Source organism: Streptococcus parasalivarius (assembly GCF_054785155.1).
Genome location: NZ_BAABOB010000007.1, coordinates 89,464 through 108,623, shown reverse-complemented (window position 1 = coordinate 108,623; position 19,160 = coordinate 89,464). Strand labels below are relative to the sequence as shown.

The 19,160-nt window shown below is 40.0% G+C and carries 17 protein-coding genes; 4 read left to right on the top strand and 13 right to left on the bottom strand.

Translation table 11 applies throughout. From position 1 onward, the window contains the following. Positions 1 to 20: 20 nt before the first annotated feature. Positions 21 to 272 (bottom strand): YneF family protein, encoded by a 252-nt coding sequence (locus ACYVQ1_RS07930; protein WP_002883695.1) that lies wholly within the window; start codon positions 270 to 272, stop codon positions 21 to 23. Between the two features lie 245 nt (positions 273 to 517). Here ACYVQ1_RS07930 and ACYVQ1_RS07925 point away from each other — a divergent pair, with 245 nt between their 5' ends. Further along, positions 518 to 1,060, top strand: a complete 543-nt coding sequence (locus tag ACYVQ1_RS07925) for a TetR/AcrR family transcriptional regulator (RefSeq protein ID WP_037598967.1) — start codon at positions 518 to 520, stop codon at positions 1,058 to 1,060. Positions 1,061 to 1,092: 32 nt separating this feature from the next. On the opposite strand, the gene ACYVQ1_RS07920 is transcribed toward ACYVQ1_RS07925, so the two are convergent. Next, positions 1,093 to 2,346 (bottom strand): diaminopimelate decarboxylase, encoded by a 1,254-nt coding sequence (locus ACYVQ1_RS07920; RefSeq protein WP_461250352.1) that lies wholly within the window; start codon positions 2,344 to 2,346, stop codon positions 1,093 to 1,095. Between the two features lie 137 nt (positions 2,347 to 2,483). Between ACYVQ1_RS07920 and ACYVQ1_RS07915 the strand changes: the two genes are divergently transcribed. Continuing rightward, a complete protein-coding gene (locus ACYVQ1_RS07915) occupies positions 2,484 to 3,620 on the top strand; it encodes a DUF5105 domain-containing protein (protein ID WP_461250351.1) in 1,137 nt (378 codons plus the stop codon). Between the two features lie 37 nt (positions 3,621 to 3,657). Here ACYVQ1_RS07915 and ACYVQ1_RS07910 read toward each other — a convergent pair whose 3' ends face one another. From ACYVQ1_RS07910 to ACYVQ1_RS07900, 3 genes are all read right to left on the bottom strand, one after another. Continuing rightward, positions 3,658 to 4,347 carry a Bax inhibitor-1/YccA family protein gene (locus ACYVQ1_RS07910; protein ID WP_049545705.1) on the bottom strand — a complete coding sequence of 230 codons (690 nt, stop codon included), beginning with the start codon at positions 4,345 to 4,347 and terminating at the stop codon, positions 3,658 to 3,660. Between the two features lie 23 nt (positions 4,348 to 4,370). Next, entirely contained in the window at positions 4,371 to 4,874 is a 504-nt protein-coding gene (locus tag ACYVQ1_RS07905; protein ID WP_002883682.1) for an HD domain-containing protein, read from the bottom strand. 101 nt (positions 4,875 to 4,975) lie between these two features. Then, positions 4,976 to 5,713 carry a TrmH family RNA methyltransferase gene (locus ACYVQ1_RS07900; RefSeq protein ID WP_461250350.1) on the bottom strand — a complete coding sequence of 246 codons (738 nt, stop codon included), beginning with the start codon at positions 5,711 to 5,713 and terminating at the stop codon, positions 4,976 to 4,978. Positions 5,714 to 5,815: 102 nt separating this feature from the next. Here ACYVQ1_RS07900 and ACYVQ1_RS07895 point away from each other — a divergent pair, with 102 nt between their 5' ends. Further along, positions 5,816 to 6,094, top strand: a complete 279-nt coding sequence (locus tag ACYVQ1_RS07895) for an acylphosphatase (RefSeq protein WP_037597401.1) — start codon at positions 5,816 to 5,818, stop codon at positions 6,092 to 6,094. A gap of 86 nt (positions 6,095 to 6,180) precedes the next feature. Next, positions 6,181 to 7,098 (top strand): membrane protein insertase YidC, encoded by a 918-nt coding sequence (gene yidC / locus ACYVQ1_RS07890; protein WP_037598962.1) that lies wholly within the window; start codon positions 6,181 to 6,183, stop codon positions 7,096 to 7,098. Positions 7,099 to 7,265: 167 nt separating this feature from the next. On the opposite strand, the gene greA is transcribed toward yidC, so the two are convergent. From greA to ACYVQ1_RS07850, 8 genes are all read right to left on the bottom strand, one after another. Further along, positions 7,266 to 7,748 (bottom strand): transcription elongation factor GreA, encoded by a 483-nt coding sequence (greA, locus tag ACYVQ1_RS07885; RefSeq protein WP_002883697.1) that lies wholly within the window; start codon positions 7,746 to 7,748, stop codon positions 7,266 to 7,268. A gap of 84 nt (positions 7,749 to 7,832) precedes the next feature. Continuing rightward, entirely contained in the window at positions 7,833 to 9,809 is a 1,977-nt protein-coding gene (gene mltG / locus ACYVQ1_RS07880) for an endolytic transglycosylase MltG (protein ID WP_461250349.1), read from the bottom strand. Between the two features lie 96 nt (positions 9,810 to 9,905). After that, a complete protein-coding gene (locus ACYVQ1_RS07875; RefSeq protein ID WP_461250348.1) occupies positions 9,906 to 10,400 on the bottom strand; it encodes a GNAT family N-acetyltransferase in 495 nt (164 codons plus the stop codon). 59 nt (positions 10,401 to 10,459) lie between these two features. Then, positions 10,460 to 11,788: a UDP-N-acetylmuramate--L-alanine ligase gene (gene murC, locus ACYVQ1_RS07870; RefSeq protein ID WP_461250347.1), complete on the bottom strand. Its 1,329-nt coding sequence runs from the start codon at positions 11,786 to 11,788 to the stop codon at positions 10,460 to 10,462. 26 nt (positions 11,789 to 11,814) lie between these two features. Then, positions 11,815 to 12,531 carry a hypothetical protein gene (locus ACYVQ1_RS07865; RefSeq protein ID WP_002886515.1) on the bottom strand — a complete coding sequence of 239 codons (717 nt, stop codon included), beginning with the start codon at positions 12,529 to 12,531 and terminating at the stop codon, positions 11,815 to 11,817. A 155-nt stretch (positions 12,532 to 12,686) separates the two neighbouring features. Next, positions 12,687 to 15,782 carry a DEAD/DEAH box helicase gene (locus ACYVQ1_RS07860; RefSeq protein WP_461250346.1) on the bottom strand — a complete coding sequence of 1,032 codons (3,096 nt, stop codon included), beginning with the start codon at positions 15,780 to 15,782 and terminating at the stop codon, positions 12,687 to 12,689. A 105-nt stretch (positions 15,783 to 15,887) separates the two neighbouring features. Then, positions 15,888 to 17,888, bottom strand: a complete 2,001-nt coding sequence (locus ACYVQ1_RS07855; protein WP_461250345.1) for a cell division site-positioning protein MapZ family protein — start codon at positions 17,886 to 17,888, stop codon at positions 15,888 to 15,890. 2 nt (positions 17,889 to 17,890) lie between these two features. Continuing rightward, positions 17,891 to 19,057, bottom strand: a complete 1,167-nt coding sequence (locus ACYVQ1_RS07850) for a THUMP domain-containing class I SAM-dependent RNA methyltransferase (RefSeq protein ID WP_064525716.1) — start codon at positions 19,055 to 19,057, stop codon at positions 17,891 to 17,893. Positions 19,058 to 19,160 lie beyond the last annotated feature (103 nt).

Sequence of the window (19,160 nt, the reverse complement as noted above, 5' to 3'; positions counted from 1 at the left end):
CACGTCCCAGCTCCCCACCATTATTTTTTCTTTTTCTTGCTATCTGCAAGTGCTTGTTTTTGTTGTTTGATAATTTGGTTATATGTTTGACGCACTTTTGCTTCATTTGGCTTTTGACCCGCAGCCGACATCATGGTACGAACAGCGTCCACATTCAAACGAGGATTTTCAGCCAATTCTTTCTCCATTTGTTTGCGGGCAAAGTATGCGCCTCCATAAAAACCACCCAAAAGGGCTACAAAAACAAGAATAATCCAAAGGACGGTGTTCATAAATTTAATTCTCCTATAACGTTGATTTACCTTATATTATAGCAAAAATGGACCCTACTGACAAATAAGACGTTGGTTCTTAAAAACGTATAGAAAAAAAGTTTTTTCGTTTAAAATATCGATAAAATGAGAGTTTCAGTATTTTTCACTTACAACTGTAAAGGACTTGTAAGATTTCTAGAAAAAAAATAGGTTATTATATAAGCTGTGGAATTATTATTATGTTTATATAAAGGGGTTTATTTATGCTCAAGGAAGCAACTATTTCCGAACGAAAAATTGTCAACGCATTTATTGAACTCTTAGAAGAGAGTTCACTCGAACAAATCAGCATCACAGACATCATCAAGAAGGCAAATCTCAGCAGACCAACTTTCTACTACTACTATTCAAATAAAGAAGATTTGGTTGAAACAACCTTCTCAAAGATTTTAGATAAAGTTTCAAGTATTCTTCAGGAAGACATGACCTACCAAGAGGGTGTTGTTACTGAAATGCTACGATATCTTAAGGAAAATCAAAAACTCTGTCTCACCTTAATGACACACATTCCAAACATCAATGAAATGATTCGTGAATTCATTATCGAGACCATCCTTAACTCTGATATCGAAAATGTTACAGAACTCATGGAACAAAGCTATCATATTCCTGCCAAATATTCATTGGAAATTTATGTTAGCACTATTGTTACCATTTTAACACTCTGGCTCAAAGAAGGCTGTGTCGAATCCCCTGAGGAGTTAGCCGATATCATTCTTGAAGCTGTAATCATTAAAGTAAAATAAGCTAGGGCCTTTAAGGCCTAGCTTATTTTTTGTTAAATGTCAAAATCAAAACCATCAAGAGTAGCAAAGTAATCATTCATCGTCTCTGCACGGCGGATCATACGAGCCGTTCCATCTTCTTGGTAGAGAATTTCTGCAGAACGAAGACGTCCATTATAGTTGTAACCCATTGAGAAACCATGTGCACCTGTGTCGTGGATAACCAAGGTATCTCCAATACGAGCTTCTGGCAATTCACGGTTCTTAGCAAACTTATCATTATTTTCACAAAGAGAACCTGTCACATCAACTACTTGAATGTCACCATCTGGATTAGTCATATTCGTGATGTGGTGGTAGGCATCGTACATAGCTGGACGAAGCAAGTTAACCGCAGAAGCATCTACACCAACGTAACGACGATAAGTGTCCTTAATATGAAGAACCTTAGTAACAACAAGGCCATGAGGTGCTGTCATGAAACGTCCAAGTTCAGTGTAAATACTGATATGTCCAAGATCATTCGGAACAAGGATTTCATCAAATTTAGCATGAACCCCTTCACCGATAACAGCAATATCATTTTGTTTATTGGCCGGTGTGTAGTCTACCCCAACACCACCTGATAAATTGATAAAGTCAAGACTAACTCCAAGTTCATTCTTGATTTCTACCGCCAATTCAAACAGTTGAGCAGCCAAGGTTGGGTAATACTCATTCGTTACTGTATTTGACGCTAGGAAAGCATGCAAACCGAATGATTGCACTCCTTTTTCTTTAAGGTAGGCATAACCTTTGAAGAGTTGTTCCTTAGTCATCCCAAATTTTGATTCTTCAGGATGATCCATGATATCAGTACCAAGAGAGAAGACACCTCCTGGGTTAAAGCGCAAAGAAAGGGTTTCAGGAAGCCCTGCAGCCTCTTCCAAGAAAAAGATATCTTCGTAAGCATCAAGGTTAATTGTCGCATTAATATCACGCGCGTAAACAAACTCTTCTGCACGTGTATCATTAGATGTAAAGCTAATTGCGCTACTATCAAAACCAATTTTCTTACTCATGACAAGCTCTGTATCGGTCGCACAATCGACACCACACCCTTCTTCTTTCAAAATTTTGAGGATTGCTGGATTAGGTGTGGCCTTTACAGCAAAGAATTCTTTAAAACCTGGATTCCACGAAAAAGCTACATTAACTGCACGTGCTGTTTCACGAATACCTTTTTCATCGTAAAGATGGAAAGGTGTGGGAAATTCTGCAGTGATTTGTTCAAGTTTATCAGCTGTAATAAAAGGTGTTTTTGTCATTTTATTCTCCATTTTTTTACAATAGTAATCCTATTATAGCATAAGAAAAGGCTTGAAACCCCATTTTCTAATAATCTCAAGGCATATTTCATGATACAATAGACCTATAACCTAAATAAAATAACGGGGGATTATTTATGAAAAAATATCTTTACTCTGGGGCTCTTGCTCTAGCAGCCATCTTAACGCTCTCAGCATGTGCCAAGCCAAAACTTGATGCCAAGCTTTCTGTTAACGATATTGTCTATATGTCAGGAAGCGACCTCAAGCTCAAGGATAACCAAACCCTAGTCGAAGTCTCATTCAAACTCGAGAATACTTCGGAAGATATGGAAAATGAGCTCAAAACATCTGCTAAACAATTCTACCTCAAAGATAAAGATGGTAAAAAAGTCACAGCAAGCAAGCTCGACAAAGGTGACCTCCCTACTCTCTTCAACAAAAATAAGAACGTAGAGGATGCTACAGATGACTTTGGAAAGCTTGAAGCTGACGACTACAAAACTGTCTCGCTCTTTTTCGAAGTTAACAACGACGAAAGCTATAAACTCTATTTTGAATCAAAGGATGAGAAGACAGAAGGACAAACTGTTTCTACTAACCTAAAAGATTTCGATGGTAAAACAACTACCAATGTTAAAAAGGCTGTTGATGCTTATTTCAACGCAGTTCTTCTAGGTGGCGAAAGCAAAGACTACAACAAATTTGTTTCTAACGACTTGGACAAAGCTAAGGGCGAACTTAACCAATATTTCTCAGACAGCCTTCAATACAGCTATGATGCAACTGATAACATCAAACCAACCGGTGATGAAGTTCCAAAAGTTTTTGGTTGGGTTCAAACTGCTAACCGTGAACGCGGCAGCTACACTGTTGACAACATTATCGTCGCTAAAGATAAGGCAGAATTCAATGTCAGCATGTCAACTATCAGTATGAAAGCTGCAGACGATGCCTATGGTGCTAATCACCCAAATCTCACAGACGAACTTAAAAATTACCTACAAAGCAATGGTGCTAACGCTGGAAATGTCGACCAACTGACAAGACAATTCTACATGGAAACTTACCTACCGAATTCAATCAAAGAAGTAAACCCATCAGCACCAAAGACTGAAGGGACAAATATCTTTGATAATTACTCAGTCGAGCTTACTAAAAAAGACGACAAGTGGGCTTTCCCAGATAAAGATAGCTATGTCGGAAAATGGGACTACTATCCACTTTTCTACGCTTACACAGGTCAGCAAGGAACACTCACAAAAAACTATTAGACAGTAAAAAAATCAGCCAGATGGCTGATTTTTTTTACTAATTACGTCTAGCAAAGAGTCGCAAGATATTCAAGAATAAGTTAATGAAATCCAAGTAAAGACTAAGTGCCATAGAAACTGCCCATCCATCTGTGACCTGACCATTGGTACCATAATAAACCTTCTTAATCATCTGGTTATCGTAGGCAATTAAACCTGAGAAAATAAGAATTGATACAATACTAATCACAAAACTCATCATGCTACTTGCAAAGAAAATATTAATCAAGCTAGCCACAATAATCCCAATCAAGGCTGCCATAAGGAACTTGGCCATGCCTGATAGATCTCGCTTAATGGTAACCCCGATAAGTGCCATGATAAAGAAAACAATGGCAGTGCTGAGGAAAGCTTGAAAAACAATGGCTTGCGTATATTGTACGATGATAAAGCTAAGTGTAAATCCATTCAGAGCAGAATAAACCAAAAATAAAGGTAGAGCCGCAGGTGTATTCCTTCTTGCAGCACCGCTAGCCAAAAAAACCAAACCAAACTCTAAAAAGAGTGCTGCCATGTAAACCCAAGAATAATTCATGAGAATATTGACAAAAAGATGCGAAAGAGGGAAGAGCATCAGATAAGAGATGACTGCTGAAAGTCCCACTCCCATACCGACAAGACCATAAATCTTTCCGAAAAAGCGATTCAAGCCCGCATCACTAGTTGTATAAATTGCATTTGATTCCATAGTTATCTCCTAAAAATAATGAATTATTGGTGGTGGCTTTGTAGAGTCTTGCGACGGAAAAACTTACGATTTTTGATTCGGTTTCGTAAAGGTGTCGCTGCTTCTTTAACCGCCCAATACTTATCCACCATAGTAACAATATAAGATTCCTTATACTTCGGCGGCGCAATCGTTGCTCCCCACATATGCTTGAGGATAATATCCTCTTCTTTTTTGTTCAGATTAACAAGCTTTCTGGCATTACGAACAGCAATACGTGGGTGTACCCAAGCATGACTCTTGTTAAATTTAGTCACTCGCCAATCATAATAGAAAAAGTCATGTAGGAGACCACCTCGAGCTGTACTCTTGGCATCCCAGCCAAATTTTTTAGCAATCTTATAGCTAGTGTAACTAACATTAACCGAGTGTTCTAAACGTGTCGAATGATGGTGCTGTACAATCCCATCCAATTTTTGAAAACGTGGATGAGAAATCAAATGTCCCACAACTTCCATGAATTCTTTATCATCTTCTGGTCGTTTCATAATAATACCTCATTAATGTTTCTAATGCTTCTTCATTATACCACTAGTACTTAAAATTACTTTAAAAGTCAGTTGTTTTCTCCTAAAATCATCCTTTAGACCTAGAGACTAAACATGAGAATTCCTGCTGCAACAGCAACATTCAGACTCTCCGCCTGACCTGGCATGCTAATATGTACGAGTTGATCAGCAGACTCAGCCATATCCTGACTAATTCCCTGCCCCTCATTTCCCATCACTAGGGCAAAATTACCATCTGTCTTAACTGCTTTATAGTCAACGGAAACATCGGAAAGAGTCGTTGCTAAGACGGGTATACCTTGTTTTCTGCAAGCCTCAACCATGTCAAGAATTGGTCCACGATAGATTGGAAGGTGGAAATGACTTCCCTGCATAGAACGCAAGGTCTTCTGATTATAAATATCAGCTGATTTATCCGACAAAAAGACTCCGTCATAATCTGCGGCATCTGCTGTTCGAATCATTGTTCCTACATTACCAGGGTCCTGAACATCCTCCAAGAGAAGATACTTCCCTGAGAGAGACTTTGGCAAGGCTTGAGATTGTTTAGCAACTTCTACCACAATCCCTTGAGGTGTCTGAGTTTCACAGAGTTCCTTAAGCACCTCTGGACTAACCAACTTAACCTTAGACATATTAGCCACACGATCAGCCATTTCCTCAAGTACGAAAACTTGAAGAATCTCGGCACCGCTTGCCTTTGCTTCCTCAAAAAGATGCCATCCTTCTAAAAGATAGCTAGTTTTACGGTGCTTACGCTGCAATAATTTTCTAGCAGACTTAATGCTAGCATTTTGCTTTGATTGAATGATTTCCATACACTCATTATAGCAGAAATCCCCTGATAAATCTTGGACTTGACCGACTTTATAGCAAGGATTATACTAAAAGAAAGAGCTTTCAAAAGGAGGTCATAGACCATGCAAAAAGTACGATTATTAGTCTCAGGAAGAGTCCAAGGTGTTGGTTTTCGTTATTCAACCTATGCTCTAGCACTAGATATTGGAGATATATGCGGTCGGGTTTGGAATAATGACGACGGTACTGTTGAAATTCTAGCTCAGTCAGATAACCCTTCTAAGTTAGCTAAATTTATTCAAGAAGTTCGAAAGGGGCCTTCAAAATGGTCTAAAGTAACCTATGTCGATGTGACCATGGCTAACTTCCCTAATTACAGCGATTTTCGCATGGCTAATTAAGGTCGGAGCTCCGTTTTTAACTTGTTCTCTTCCTTAAAAAAAGGTAAAATAGACAAGTATAACTAAAAAACAAAAGGAATGATACTGTGAATAAAAATCAAAAACGTCTAGCCCTGATGGGGCTTGCTGCCAGCATGCTTCTCTTCCTATCAGGATGTGTGAGCCTTGATAAGTCTGGTAATCCTACTGGTTGGGTTTGGAACCTACTTGGTCGCCCTATGAGCCACGTCATCACCTACTTCGCACATAATTTAAATCTGGGATTTGGTCTTGGCATTATCTTCGTAACCATCATTGTTCGTTTGATTATCTTGCCACTTGGTCTTCACCAATCCCGTAGCGCAGCCTACCAAGCAGCAAAACGTGAATACCTTGCGCCTATCTTAGAACCAATTAACGAACGTTTGCGCAACGCTGAAACTCAAGAAGAAAAAATGGCTGCCCAGTCTGAACTCATGCAAGCTCAGCGTGAAAACGGCCTAAGCTTGATGGGCGGTGTCGGCTGTCTTCCTTTATTGATTCAGTTCCCATTCTTCTCAGCACTCTACTATGCAGCACGTTACACTCCTGGTGTACTCAAGGATAACTTCCTCTGGTTTAACCTTGGTCACCGTGACTTCCCATTGATTATCATCATCGCAGCGCTTTACTACTTCCAATCTTGGTTGTCTATTCAACAAGTTCCTGAAGAACAACGTAAACAAATGGCAGCGACGATGTACAGTATGCCAATCATGATGATCTTCTTTGGTATTAGCTCACCTGCAGCCGTAATCCTCTATTGGTTCGTTGGTGGTATCTTCTCTATTATCCAACAGTTGATTACCAACTACATCATCAAACCTCGCTTAAAAGAAAAAGTTGCTGAAGAGTTCAAAAAGAACCCTCCAAAAGCACCTCGTACAACACCAAGCAAGCGTAAAGATGTGACACCAAAAAATACTCAAGCAATTGCGAGCAAACCAAAGAAAAACCGTAACGCCGGTAAGCAAAATCGTAAATAAGCTACAAAGCACTCTTGGAATTTTCCAAAAGTGCTTTTCTTATAGACTAATTCAGACTAACCTAATTCCTAATAGCGCAAATAACCAAAAAAGGAGTGCGACAGAACAACTGTTTTGTCTCACTCCCACTAGTTTCAAATATTGAACACCTTAATTCCAACAGTCACTTAGGCTGTTTTTTCTACACTAAGGATTTCCACAGAGTAGCTACCTGCTGGTGATTCGATAGCGACTTTGTCGCCAACTTTCTTACCAATCAAGGCTTGAGCAATCGGACTTTCATTTGAAATCTTACCTGAGAAGATATCAGCACCGGCTGCACCAACGATATGATAAGTATCTTTGTCGTTTGTACCAACTTCTTGAACAACAACAGTTTTACCAATTGCAACCTCGTCATTAGCAACAGCATCACTATCAACGATTTCCGCATAACGAATTTTTGTTTCAAGAATCTGAATTTGTCCTTCAACAAAGGCTTGTTCGTCTTTGGCTGCTTCATACTCAGAGTTTTCTGAAAGGTCACCATAAGAACGAGCAATCTTAATACGTTCTACAACTTCTGGACGACGGACGAGTTTGTATTCCTCCAATTCCGCTTCAAGTTGTTCTTTCTCCGCTTGTGTCATTACATATGTTTTTTCTGCCATTTTTTTCTCTTTCCTATTTTTTGAGCCCTTGGCTTTATTTTCAAAATCACTCTTTGTTTGCTTGATTTTAATGAGCCAATCAGACTATTTATCTTTTAGTTTGCTATTAATGTAAGTTTCAACGTTATGCTGATGCTCTTCATAGCTTTCAGCAAAATAGACATTACCAGTGGTTACATCTGCAACAAAGTACATGTACTTGGTAGATGATGGATTGATAACCGCTTCAATTGCAGACAGACTAGGACTGTCCACAGGACCTGGCATCAACCCCTTATGAACATAATCATTATAAGGGGAGTCAATGTTTGTGTCAATAGTTGCATCTTCTTTCAAGGTCGTTTCCTGACCAAGTTTTCCAAGAGCATAAAGAACTGCGATATTACTTTGTAGAGCCATGTCTGAGTTAAGACGATTATAGAAGACGCTAGCAATATTTTTACGGTCGTCATCTGTAGCTCCTTCTTTTTCCACAAGAGAAGCTAGGGTCAAAATCTCATTAACATTGTGTCCGCCCGATGAAATCGTCGCATAGTAAGTTGATAGGTAGGTATCCATCGTAGACAACATTTCCTCTGCCAAAGATTCAACCGTCGTATCATCATGAATGTTATAAGTCGCTGGGAACAGATACCCCTCTAGGACATACTTAGCATCCGTAGAATTCGGAAGGTTGGCCAACAAGGTTGGGTACTTCGCTTTCATCTTAGTAATGAAAGCATCATCCTTCATCAGCTTCAAGAAATCTTTTGCCTTAAGTCCAGTTGATGTTTTTTTGCCTTTTTTCGCTGAGGAATTAACTTCAACTGCCTTAGCAATTTGATCAATGGTGTATCCTTCTTTGACCAAGACCGTACCAAGAGATGGCTCCTGAGGTTTATCACTTCCTTTTTTCTGAAGTGCCTCAATAATTTCATCCATAGTCATGCTAGCCTGAAGGTTGTAATAACCACTTTTCAGATTTGAGATGTTTTTAAACTTGGTATAGTAATTAAAGACCTTACCAGACTTAATGACACCAGCTGATTCCAATAGTTGACCAATATAACTGCTACCTGAATTTTCAGGAATTTCAACACTAACAAACTTAGTTGAATTAACATCTTTTGCGCCAACAGCATCACTAACATAACGATAACCAAAGAATGCAGCTACTGACAAGATAAGTAGCAAGAAGATAATAATATTTCTTGCAATTTTACCAGCACGACGGTTATTTTTATTGCGTTTGTGATTTCGGTTAGAACGTGAAATCGGCTCTTCGTCGACAATGTCAGCCTGTTTAACATCATTTGGCGAAGACTTTTTCTTCTTCACTTTCTTACCTTTCTTTTTCTTAGGTTTTCCAGAGGGTTCTAGAGAAATACTCTCATCATCCTCATTACCATCAGCCACTATCTCTGATTGAACCTTTTCTTGCGACGCTTGGTCACTTGTTGCATGATGTTCCTGCAAGAATGCTTCTTTTTGACGTTCTGAGGTCAATTTGGCCTCCAATTCTTTAGGGTCTGTATAAATAGCTTCGTTAGACTTAGCTTCAATGAGCTCCTTGGCAACATCTGCAGGAATATACTCCTCTTCAGATGCTTCGTTAAGGCTAGTTTCCCAAACCGGACGTTTAAAACGGCGTTTCGACGTTTCAGTCTCCTGAGGAATATTTACCTTTTTCTCCTCCTCAATAGGTTCTTTAGAAATAGACGCTACATTTGAATGAGCATCAGACACTAAAGACTCAGCTTGAGAAACAGAAAACAAGCCAACACTATCTTGTTGAGAATCTTGAGCCGTCTCAGAAGTCATAGATTTAGCGAAAGCACTGTGAGAAACAGAATGTGAACTAAAATCTTGGTTACTTACTTTATTGGACGCTGAGGTACTATGTGTTGTAGCACTCTCAGCTGACGTTGAACGTGGTGTCTCGGGCATAGTTGCACTTTTATTATGCTCCTCCTCGCGAAGAGAACGGAGCCGTGTTGCTTCTTGTAAATCTCGAAGAATCTGATCTTTAAAGCTTAGGCTATCTTCAGCAGATTCCGAGTGTTCATTAAACTTGTCCGTCAAGGCATACCTCCTCTATAGTAACAAACGCCATTATATCTTAAAAAGTCAGTTAATGCAAATCAATTGGTCCTTTGTCACAGTAACGTAACACTGAATTCAATGGGTTTCTGGATTTTCCCAAACCATATTATACCAAGCGCTACCGCCATGATTTGATTCTGATTCTCCTTCATCAGTGAAACCATTCATCTCATAATAGGCAATCAGGTAATCATGGCAAGTCAAACTAATACCTTGGCGTTTTTGGGCGATAGCCAGATCCTTAAGCGCTGCAATCAAGGCTGTCCCAATACCTTGCCCTTTAAAATCTTTGGAGATAGACAAACTAGTAACTGCAATAAAGCCCCCTTGACTAGCATTAGGAACCACCTTATGGAACAAGTCATCTGTAAGATAACGTTCCGCAATCACAGGCCCTTCAATGTAGCCAGCTACAACGCCATCAATTTCAGCAATTAGAAAGGTATCACAAATCGTCTTTAAACGCTCCGCAATAGCCTCTGGAGTTGCAGCCTCTTCAGGTGAAAAATTATCTTGTTCGATACGGACAACATCAGCCCAATCATCCTCTCGGGCATGTCGAATAAGCATATTAAATTCCTTTCTATTAAGAGAAAGAGCTGAGCGAAATCGCTACAGCCCTTAATATATTACATGTGTGTTTGCAAGCTTGCTAGGAGCTCTTCAAACGAGCGTTCGTAAAGTTGGATGTCCCCAGCTCCCATAAAGACATAAACAGCATTGTCATGGTCAAGGAGAGGTGAGACATTTTCAACTGTAACCACTTTGGCAGGTTTATTGATCTTAGCAGCAAGATCTTCAACCTTAACATCACCATGGTCAACTTCACGCGCTGAACCATAAATTTGCGCCAAATAAACAGCATCTGCTTCGTTCAAAGCTTCAGCAAATTCATCAAGAAGAGCAATGGTACGTGTGAAGGTATGTGGTTGGAAAATAGCAACAATCTCTTTAGATGGGTACTTTTGGCGTGCTGCATCAAGCGTTGCAATAATTTCAGTTGGATGGTGAGCAAAGTCATCGATGACAACAGTACCACTGATAATTTTCTCTGTGAAACGACGTTTAACACCTGAGAAAGTTTTAAGGTGTTCTGCAACCAAGTCCATGTCGAAACCAGCTACATAGAGGTTTCCAATAACCGCAGTTGCATTCAAGATATTGTGACGACCATAGGCTGGCACATGGAATTCTCCAAGAATTTGTCCATCGTGTTTTACCTTGAAATTAGACCCTGTCGTTGTACGAACAATGTCTGTTGCCATAAAGTCATCATTTTCTTCGAAACCGTAGTAATAGATTGGCGCATTGGCTGTAATCTTACGAAGGTGTGGATCCTCACCGTAAACAAAGAGTCCTTTTTGCACTTGCTTAGCATAATCATCAAAGGCAGAGAACACATCATCGATACTTGTAAAGTAATCAGGATGGTCAAAGTCAATGTTAGTGATGATTGAGTATGCTGGGTGGTATGGCATGAAATGACGTTCATATTCATCAGACTCAAAGACAAAGTATTGTGCATTAGCAGAACCTCGTCCAGTTCCGTCACCGATAAGGTATGACGTGTCTGTGATATTTTTCATAACATGTGACAAGAGACCTGTTGTAGAAGTCTTACCATGTGCACCTGCCACACCAAAGCTAGTGAATTGATCCATGAAGTAACCCAAGAACTCGTGATAACGCTTAAAGCTGTAGCCATTTTTAATCGCATAAGCAACTTCAACGTTGTTGTCTTCACGAAAGGCATTTCCAGCAATCAATTCAACATCTTCTGTGATATTTTTTTCATCGAAAGGAAGGATAGGAATACCTGCTTGCTCAAGACCACGTTGTGTGAAGTAATATTTTTCCACATCTGAACCTTGAACCTTGTGTCCCATTTGGTGGAGCATCAAAGCCAAAGCTGACATACCAGATCCTTTAATTCCAATAAAATGATAAGTTTTTGACATAGTTTCTCCTTACAATCGCACTGCGATTAGTTTGCGTCTTCTAAATGCGTCAAATTTAATTCTTGAGCAACTCGGTGTTCACGGTAAGTTTGACGTTCTGGGTAATTATAAACCTGGCTACGTTTCAAGAAGTCATAGCTATTTTTCTTGACGTTCTTACGAGATGGGTTACTAGGCTGTTGATAGGTTGGAGCCACTTCTGCCAAGATGTAAGAATCCTGTTGCAGACGATTTGCCAAGTGATGGATTTTTGAGTGTTTCCCGTTAGGTGCTAAAGTTCGCTTGATAGCACTTACAGGAGCTCCCAAAATAGATGCTGTCACTGGCCCTTTATCCGTTGTTACAGCAGCTGGCTCAACAGTAGCCTCAAAGCTTGGCTTAGCTTCTACCTTAGGCTTAGCAGTTAGTTGACGGCTATTAGTATGTTTGGTTTGTTGAACTTCTTGGCGGAGGAATTTTTGGCGTTTCTCACGGACATCACGCTTAGCCTTTTCACGGGCTTCCTCTGCATAAGTCATGCCAGCTTCTTGTGTCTCCACTCGTTTTGAAGCCTGCTTACGATTGCTAGGCTTAGCTGACAAGAAATCATAGTTCGGCAGCAAATCATTGTAGTCCTTATCTTGGTAAGGGCCACGGATATTTGTGATTAAATCTTCATTTTCGTATAGGCGCATAGAGACCGGTTCTTGCAAGCAAGATTCCCCGTCTGGAATCAGCGGAAATTGTCGTCTTTGGCGATGCATAAAAGACTTCCTTTCATTTTCGAGATGATGCGTATCTTAATATAAACAATCGGGAATGGGAAGATACGTCTTGCAGTATTCTATTATAGCCTAATTCAAAAGATTTGCCTAGTAGCATTTTCACATCTTAGTATTTCAATATCAAATATAACAAATTAAGATATTACAATACCAAGGATTTCTTTAATATCCTCAACGGTCATGCTGGCACGGCTTTCATTGCCATCCAAGACGGTTGTTACAAGGTTCTTCTTGCCTTCTTGAAGCTCAAGAATTTTCTCTTCAATGGTCCCTCTTGTAATCAAACGGTAAACTTCGACATTTTGTTCCTGACCTATACGATGCGCACGACTAATAGCCTGCATTTCTACCGCTGGATTCCACCAAAGGTCAATCAGAATAACCGTATCAGCACCAGTTAGATTCAGTCCCACTCCTCCTGCTTTTAGAGAAATCAAAAAGGCATCTCGACTTCCTTGATTGAAGGCTCTGGTCATCTCTTGACGACTATCAGATGGCGTTGACCCTGTTAGCTTATAAGAGGAAATACCTAATTCTTGTAAGAGCCCCTCTGTAATATCTAACATCCCACGAAATTGTGAAAAGATAAGAACACGGTGGTCTGATTCCTTAATTTGACTAAGCAACTCTCTTAGGCTATCTAATTTTCCGCTATCTCCAGCATAGTCCATAAAAAGAGCTGGGGTATCACAGATTTGTCGTAAGCGGGTAATTCCTGACAAAATTTCCACCTTACGACGGTTGATTTCCTGATCACTTGCAGAAATTAAACCTTGCTGCATCTGTTGCAATTGCGCTAAATAGATAGCTTTTTGAGCATCTGACAATTCACTTTGGTGAGTGATTTCAATCAAATCTGGTAAATCAGGAAGGACCTCTTCTTTCCTACGTCTTAGAATAAAAGGAGAAATATACCTAGCCACTTCCTTTGGTGTTAACTTAAGGAAAGTTTTCTTAGTTGGCAAAAGTCCTGGTAGAATAATCTGGAAAATAGACCAAATCTCCAACAAATGATTTTCAATAGGCGTTCCAGATAGTGCTAAGCAATGTGGAACAGAAAAATCACGTAGATATTGGGCAATCTTTGTCTGTGTATTCTTCATGACCTGAGCCTCATCGAGAATGAGATAGTCATATTTACCAGCCTTGTAGGCATCAAAATCCTGACGAAAGGAAGCGTAGCTTGTAATAATAATCTGGTGGTCTTCAGCAATGATGTCATCACGTCTTGGCTTGAGTCCATAAGAAACCGCTACATCTAACTGAGGAGCGAACTTTTTAAACTCATCCTGCCAATTGTAAATCAGGCTTGATGGTGACAAAACCAAGACTCGTTGCTCTTCTTCTAAATATGCAGAGAGATAGGCAATGGTCTGCAAGGTTTTCCCCAACCCCATATCATCGGCCAAGATACCGCCAAAACCATAGTGATGCAGCATAGATAGCCACTGAACACCCTTTTCCTGGTAGGGACGAAGGTCAGCTTCTACCTTATAAGTTGGCAAATCAAAGGTCTCTGGTTTACTCAAATGTTGCGTTAAGAGTTGGAAATCTTTTGAAAAACGAACAGAATCACTTTCTGAAAGAGCATCCATTAATTGATAGGCAGTCAATTGATTTAGTTCTAGGTGACCTTGCCCTGAATATCGAGCTCTTAGAGTTTTGAGACTCTCACTAATACGATGCGTCGCCTCGTCAAAAACAATCAACTGACCACTACGATTGATAAAATAGGGCGAACTTGCCATCAAAGCTGCTAAAGCATGATCCACATCTTCATCGTCAAGACTTGAAAAATCAAAGGAAATATCTAATAAATTCCCCTGACGCTCTACCTGAACCTGTGGACTCTGTTCAACCCGTAAGTCACGCAACTCCTGCCCAATCAGAACCGTCCCTGTATTTTCAAATTCTGCTAGAGTATTCGTAAAGAAATCATAGAGCTCTTGACTGCTACTTAATCGTTTAGATGACTGAAAATCAGGGGTGAATTCATGCTTAGCCATCAAACGGAAAACAGCCTGCTCATGACGATAGTTACTCGTAAATCCTAAATGACTCAACTCTTGTCGATTATGGACTAGGAAACCATCAAAATCAAAGGCTAATGTAAGTATAACCTCACTGTCACCTTTCAGGTCAAAGTGAAATCTTGGTGTAAAATCCTTGATATTAAAGGCTTTAGGAGCTTTAACTGGTCCCATAGTCCTAAAATCAAAAAGACTAGCAGCCAAGATGGCTTGTTCATCAAGATTAAAGCTGACATGCTTATTCAAATCGCTTCCGATTGGAAGAGAGCGTAAACCAACCAAAAGTTTTTGTTGTTTTCGATTCAAACGATAAAAAACACCTTGATAAAAGAGAATACGATTATTAAAAAAGGCCTGACTATTCTTCTCAGCAACAGTCAATTCAATCATCTTAGGCTCAACAGAAATATCAAACGAGAAGAGATGGGCATCAGCAGTCAAATCCTCAACCAAAAGTCGGTGATATTCGGTTCCTTCCCATTCAAACCTAAAGCCATCCAAATCTTGCATCCGTCTCAAACCTTCCTCAAAAAAACCGTAGGGGAGACAAAGATGACGTGCATTATTCGGTAAAATAAAGTCTAAATTAGTCTTGGCTTCATCTGGAATCATCCGTCCTAAGAAGTCTAAAAATGCCTGCGAAGCCTGGTCAAATTGAATAAGCGATAGGGGTTCATAATAGTTCTTACCTATCTGATAATAACCCTCAGCCTCTACAAGTTTGAGAAAGGCAGGAATATCTCGAATAACATAAGAACGTTCATCTGGTAAGCGACGTAAACGTATACTCCACCAAATCTCTGAACCAAAGGTAGATTCCTCTCCCTCTACCATCAAGCTATATCTAACAGTATCATCCTCATTTAGGGAAAGGCCTTCTAAAAATAAACCACCAAAAGAGTGTCCTCGCTCTTGGTCCTGAGAGGACTCTTGTTCCTCTTCTAATTCTGCCAAGAGACGCTGGCCTTCTTTATCGTTTTTTAGATAATACTCAATCGCTGCCAAATGGGGACAATAGCCTTTTTGAGCGAAATAATCACAGTCACACGTGATTTCAGAATCATTGAGTGCATAAATTAAATGATGTTGGTCAACTGTTGTATCCAACTGAGTTTCTGAGACCTGATGAATGGTAATGAGATCCTTTTCAAAAAGTTCAATACCCTCATTACGAACTCTACCCGGCATCAATTTTGCCATAGTATTCACCCCTATCTTATCCCTCTATTATAGCACAAAATCCTTATAAACTAGGCCTTCACCAAGATAAAACAAAAAACACTCCCGAAGGAGTGTCGCAGATTATTATTCGTAATCAAGTTTATCTGAGTGACCTGAACCATTACCAACATAGTAACCTGTCTTACAGTTAATACTGAAGAGGTAAGTTCCATCTGGAAGGTACAAGTTGTAGTAACCATTACCATTGATGATGTTGACTGGCTCAAGGATGAAGTTATCTCCTGAGAAGTAACCACGTGAGTGTGATGTTTCGATAATCTTATCAAGAACACCATCAGCCCATGTCCAAGCTGGGTTACTTGTATCTGCTACTACGTTTGCATTATAAGGCACACGTGAGCGATCACGTTGAAGGATTGATGGGTTATAATTTGTGATTCCGCGTGTTACAACTGTTGAAGCTGCAGCTGAGCCACCAGTAGTTCCTCCAGTCGCACCAGTTGAACCTGTTGAACCTGCTGAGTTAGCTGCTCCATTTTGCGCTCCAGAAGTATTTGATGCAGCCGCACCACCACCATTAGAAGCTGCTCCAGATGTGTTATCACCTGAAGGTGCAGCAGGACTAGCAGTATTGGCGCTGGCAGCAGCTGTCGCTGCAGATGTTGCGCTCGCAGCCTTAGCTTTTTCTTCAAGCTGAGTCTTACCACCCTTAATAGCTTCTTGGATCGTGCTGTCGAGACTCGCATTCCCAGTTGTTGTTACATTTTCTGGAAGATTATTAAAGTTAGCATCTGATTTAACAGCGATAGAGGCATTATAGCTACCATCTACAAGAGCATCTGACTCAAACTGACTGTTAATCTTTTGTACAGCTTCAATTTGTTTCTTCAAGTTATCATATTTTTTCTTAGCTGCATCATAATACTTGGTTTTCTCCAATTTCTTGAGCAGTTTTTCCAAATCTGATAACTTACCAAATTGATCATTAGCGAGTTTTGTTTGCTCGTCATCTGTGAAGAAATTATTATACATTTCTTCAAAGGCCTTATTATCAGCAGCTGACGTATCCTTGCTTGATGATGATGTCACTGCTGAAGAAGCTGTGCTTGTTGTTTTCGCCGATTGGCTATGTGTTCCTTTATAAAGAGCATAGCTACCACCGATAATAGCTAAAGCAAGAACTGCTAGAGCACCGATAACAACACCTTTACGACGGTAAACTGGAATGTCACCATCAAAGGCACTCTTATGCGATGGTGAAATAGACTCTGAAGAGATTCTGTCTTCTGCAGATGGGCGATTAACTGCCATAGACACTTTTGGTGTTGTCTTTTCTTCATCAGCTTTTGCTCCAGTTACTCCTGCCACTGTTGATGCAATAGCTGCCAAATCAATAGTGTCTGAAATAGCAGCATCATCCAACAAAGGTTTTGAAGCTTGTGGCTCAGTATCGTCAATATTGGCAACAGCAGGATTTTGTAGTTCTGGATCATCAATGTTAGCAATCAAAGGATTGTTATCATCAATATTATCTACCAATGCATCGTTATAGGTTGGCTGATTAGTTGAAGTAGATGAATCAGCGAGTGCATCACCAAGGTCAAATTTTTCTGTTTCTGACGTGATGAAACGATCAGCATTTGTTGACGTAATGATAACTTCAGAACTTTGACTTTCTGGTTCTGCAATAACCTCAGGTTCAACAGGGGCATTTGGCAACTGCTTGTCAATATGAGATTGAGTTTCATCAGCCTTGTTATCTGTAGCACCAAAACCAAATGTGACCGGTGTTACTTCTTCAGTAGCTGTTGTTGAGTTGATTGACTCATTAGCCATTGATTGACCAATCAAACCTGAATCCGCAAACTCCTGACGTTGCTTTTGAATAAAGGCATCCAAAGGTGATGTATCGCCGTCAGCTTCAATTTTCTTTGAAAATTTTTGTGAGGCAACTTCTTCACGGTGTTGCTTGATATACTTATCCAAAATGCTATCTGTTTCTGTTACACCAGCATTAATCTCAGCTTCTTTTCGGACAGCCTCACCGACCGTCATTTCCTTGGCATCTTGGAAATCTAGCTCTTGGCTACCTTCATAGCCATTTTGTGTTTTATCTTCTGACACGTTTAATTTACCTTTCTAGCCTCAGAACGGCGAACACGCTCTCCAAAATATTGATATAAATCAACACGGAGGGTCCCGTTATAAAGCTTACGTTTTTTATCGGCTTTCATACCGTATTTGCTTTCAAATTGTTCATCGCTGGTCAAGATAAACTTGCTCCAAGTTTTAAGTGGCGCAAAAGTTTGACCCATTTCATTATACAAGATATCCACAGCCTTGTCATCCAACAAACGCTCGCCATAAGGAGGGTTTGAAATAATGACACCATTGATTTTATCTGTTTTCAGGTCCTGTAAACGCATTTGTTTCAATTTAATAACATCTTCAAGACCTGCCTCACGAGCATTGGCTTTTGCAATTTCAACCATACGGCCATCAATATCACAACCCATAATATCTAATTCAATATCGTAGTTTGCCTTGCTATCTGCTTCATCACGTACCGACTGTACTAAATCCTTATCCACCCAATTCCATGCTTCAAAGGCAAAATCACGATTAAATCCTGGTGCAATGTTCATGCCAATCATTGCAGCCTCAATACAGAAGGTCCCTGAACCACAAGTCGGATCAATCAATGGTTTATCCGGATACCAATTACTAAGTTCAAGGATAGCAGCCGCCATATTTTCCTTAATCGGTGCTCCACCTTTATCAGTACGATAGCCACGCTTAAAGAGACTAGCACCTGTGGTATCAATCAAAACCGTAGCCTTATCCTTCAAAATAGAGACTTCAATCTTAAATTCCGCTCCTGTTTCTTGGAGAGGCACTCCTTCTGGACGGTGGAAATACTTCTGCAATTTCTTAACGACAGCTTTTTTTGAAATCGCCTGAACAGATGGCTCATTATGAAGCTTTGATTTAACACATTTAGCCTTAGAAATTGGGAATTTTGCACCTAGCGGAAGATAATTTTCCCAGTCTAAAGCAAAAACTCCCTGAAAGAGTTCCTCAAAGGTACGTGCTGGAAATTCACCCACTACAATCTTGATACGATCTGCTGCCCTCAACCAAAGGTTAGTTTCAGCAATTGCACGAACACCACCTTGGAAACGCACCTTACCATTTTCAACCTGCGTGTCATAACCTAACTCACGCAATTCACGTCCAACCACAGCCTCAAGACCTGCTGCTGCAGTTGCTACTAATGTAAATGTTTCTTTCATTGTCATCCTTTTATCTCATTGTTACGCGTACAAACTTTCCTAACCGATAGCTTATTACCCACTCTTTTCTTTAAATATAAAAGAGAGAATTCTTGCTAAAAGA

Excerpts from the sequence above, each read along its gene's own strand:
- ACYVQ1_RS07930 (WP_002883695.1), bottom strand. The coding sequence starts at position 272 with ATGAACACCGTCCTTTGGATTATTCTTGTTTTTGTAGCCCTTTTGGGT.
- ACYVQ1_RS07925 (WP_037598967.1), top strand. The coding sequence starts at position 518 with ATGCTCAAGGAAGCAACTATTTCCGAACGAAAAATTGTCAACGCATTT.
- ACYVQ1_RS07920 (WP_461250352.1), bottom strand. The coding sequence starts at position 2,346 with ATGACAAAAACACCTTTTATTACAGCTGATAAACTTGAACAAATCACT.
- ACYVQ1_RS07915 (WP_461250351.1), top strand. The coding sequence starts at position 2,484 with ATGAAAAAATATCTTTACTCTGGGGCTCTTGCTCTAGCAGCCATCTTA.
- ACYVQ1_RS07910 (WP_049545705.1), bottom strand. The coding sequence starts at position 4,347 with ATGGAATCAAATGCAATTTATACAACTAGTGATGCGGGCTTGAATCGC.
- ACYVQ1_RS07905 (WP_002883682.1), bottom strand. The coding sequence starts at position 4,874 with ATGAAACGACCAGAAGATGATAAAGAATTCATGGAAGTTGTGGGACAT.
- ACYVQ1_RS07900 (WP_461250350.1), bottom strand. The coding sequence starts at position 5,713 with ATGGAAATCATTCAATCAAAGCAAAATGCTAGCATTAAGTCTGCTAGA.
- ACYVQ1_RS07895 (WP_037597401.1), top strand. The coding sequence starts at position 5,816 with ATGCAAAAAGTACGATTATTAGTCTCAGGAAGAGTCCAAGGTGTTGGT.
- greA (WP_002883697.1), bottom strand. The coding sequence starts at position 7,748 with ATGGCAGAAAAAACATATGTAATGACACAAGCGGAGAAAGAACAACTT.
- ACYVQ1_RS07875 (WP_461250348.1), bottom strand. The coding sequence starts at position 10,400 with ATGCTTATTCGACATGCCCGAGAGGATGATTGGGCTGATGTTGTCCGT.
- murC (WP_461250347.1), bottom strand. The coding sequence starts at position 11,788 with ATGTCAAAAACTTATCATTTTATTGGAATTAAAGGATCTGGTATGTCA.
- ACYVQ1_RS07865 (WP_002886515.1), bottom strand. The coding sequence starts at position 12,531 with ATGCATCGCCAAAGACGACAATTTCCGCTGATTCCAGACGGGGAATCT.
- ACYVQ1_RS07860 (WP_461250346.1), bottom strand. The coding sequence starts at position 15,782 with ATGGCAAAATTGATGCCGGGTAGAGTTCGTAATGAGGGTATTGAACTT.
- ACYVQ1_RS07850 (WP_064525716.1), bottom strand. The coding sequence starts at position 19,057 with ATGAAAGAAACATTTACATTAGTAGCAACTGCAGCAGCAGGTCTTGAG.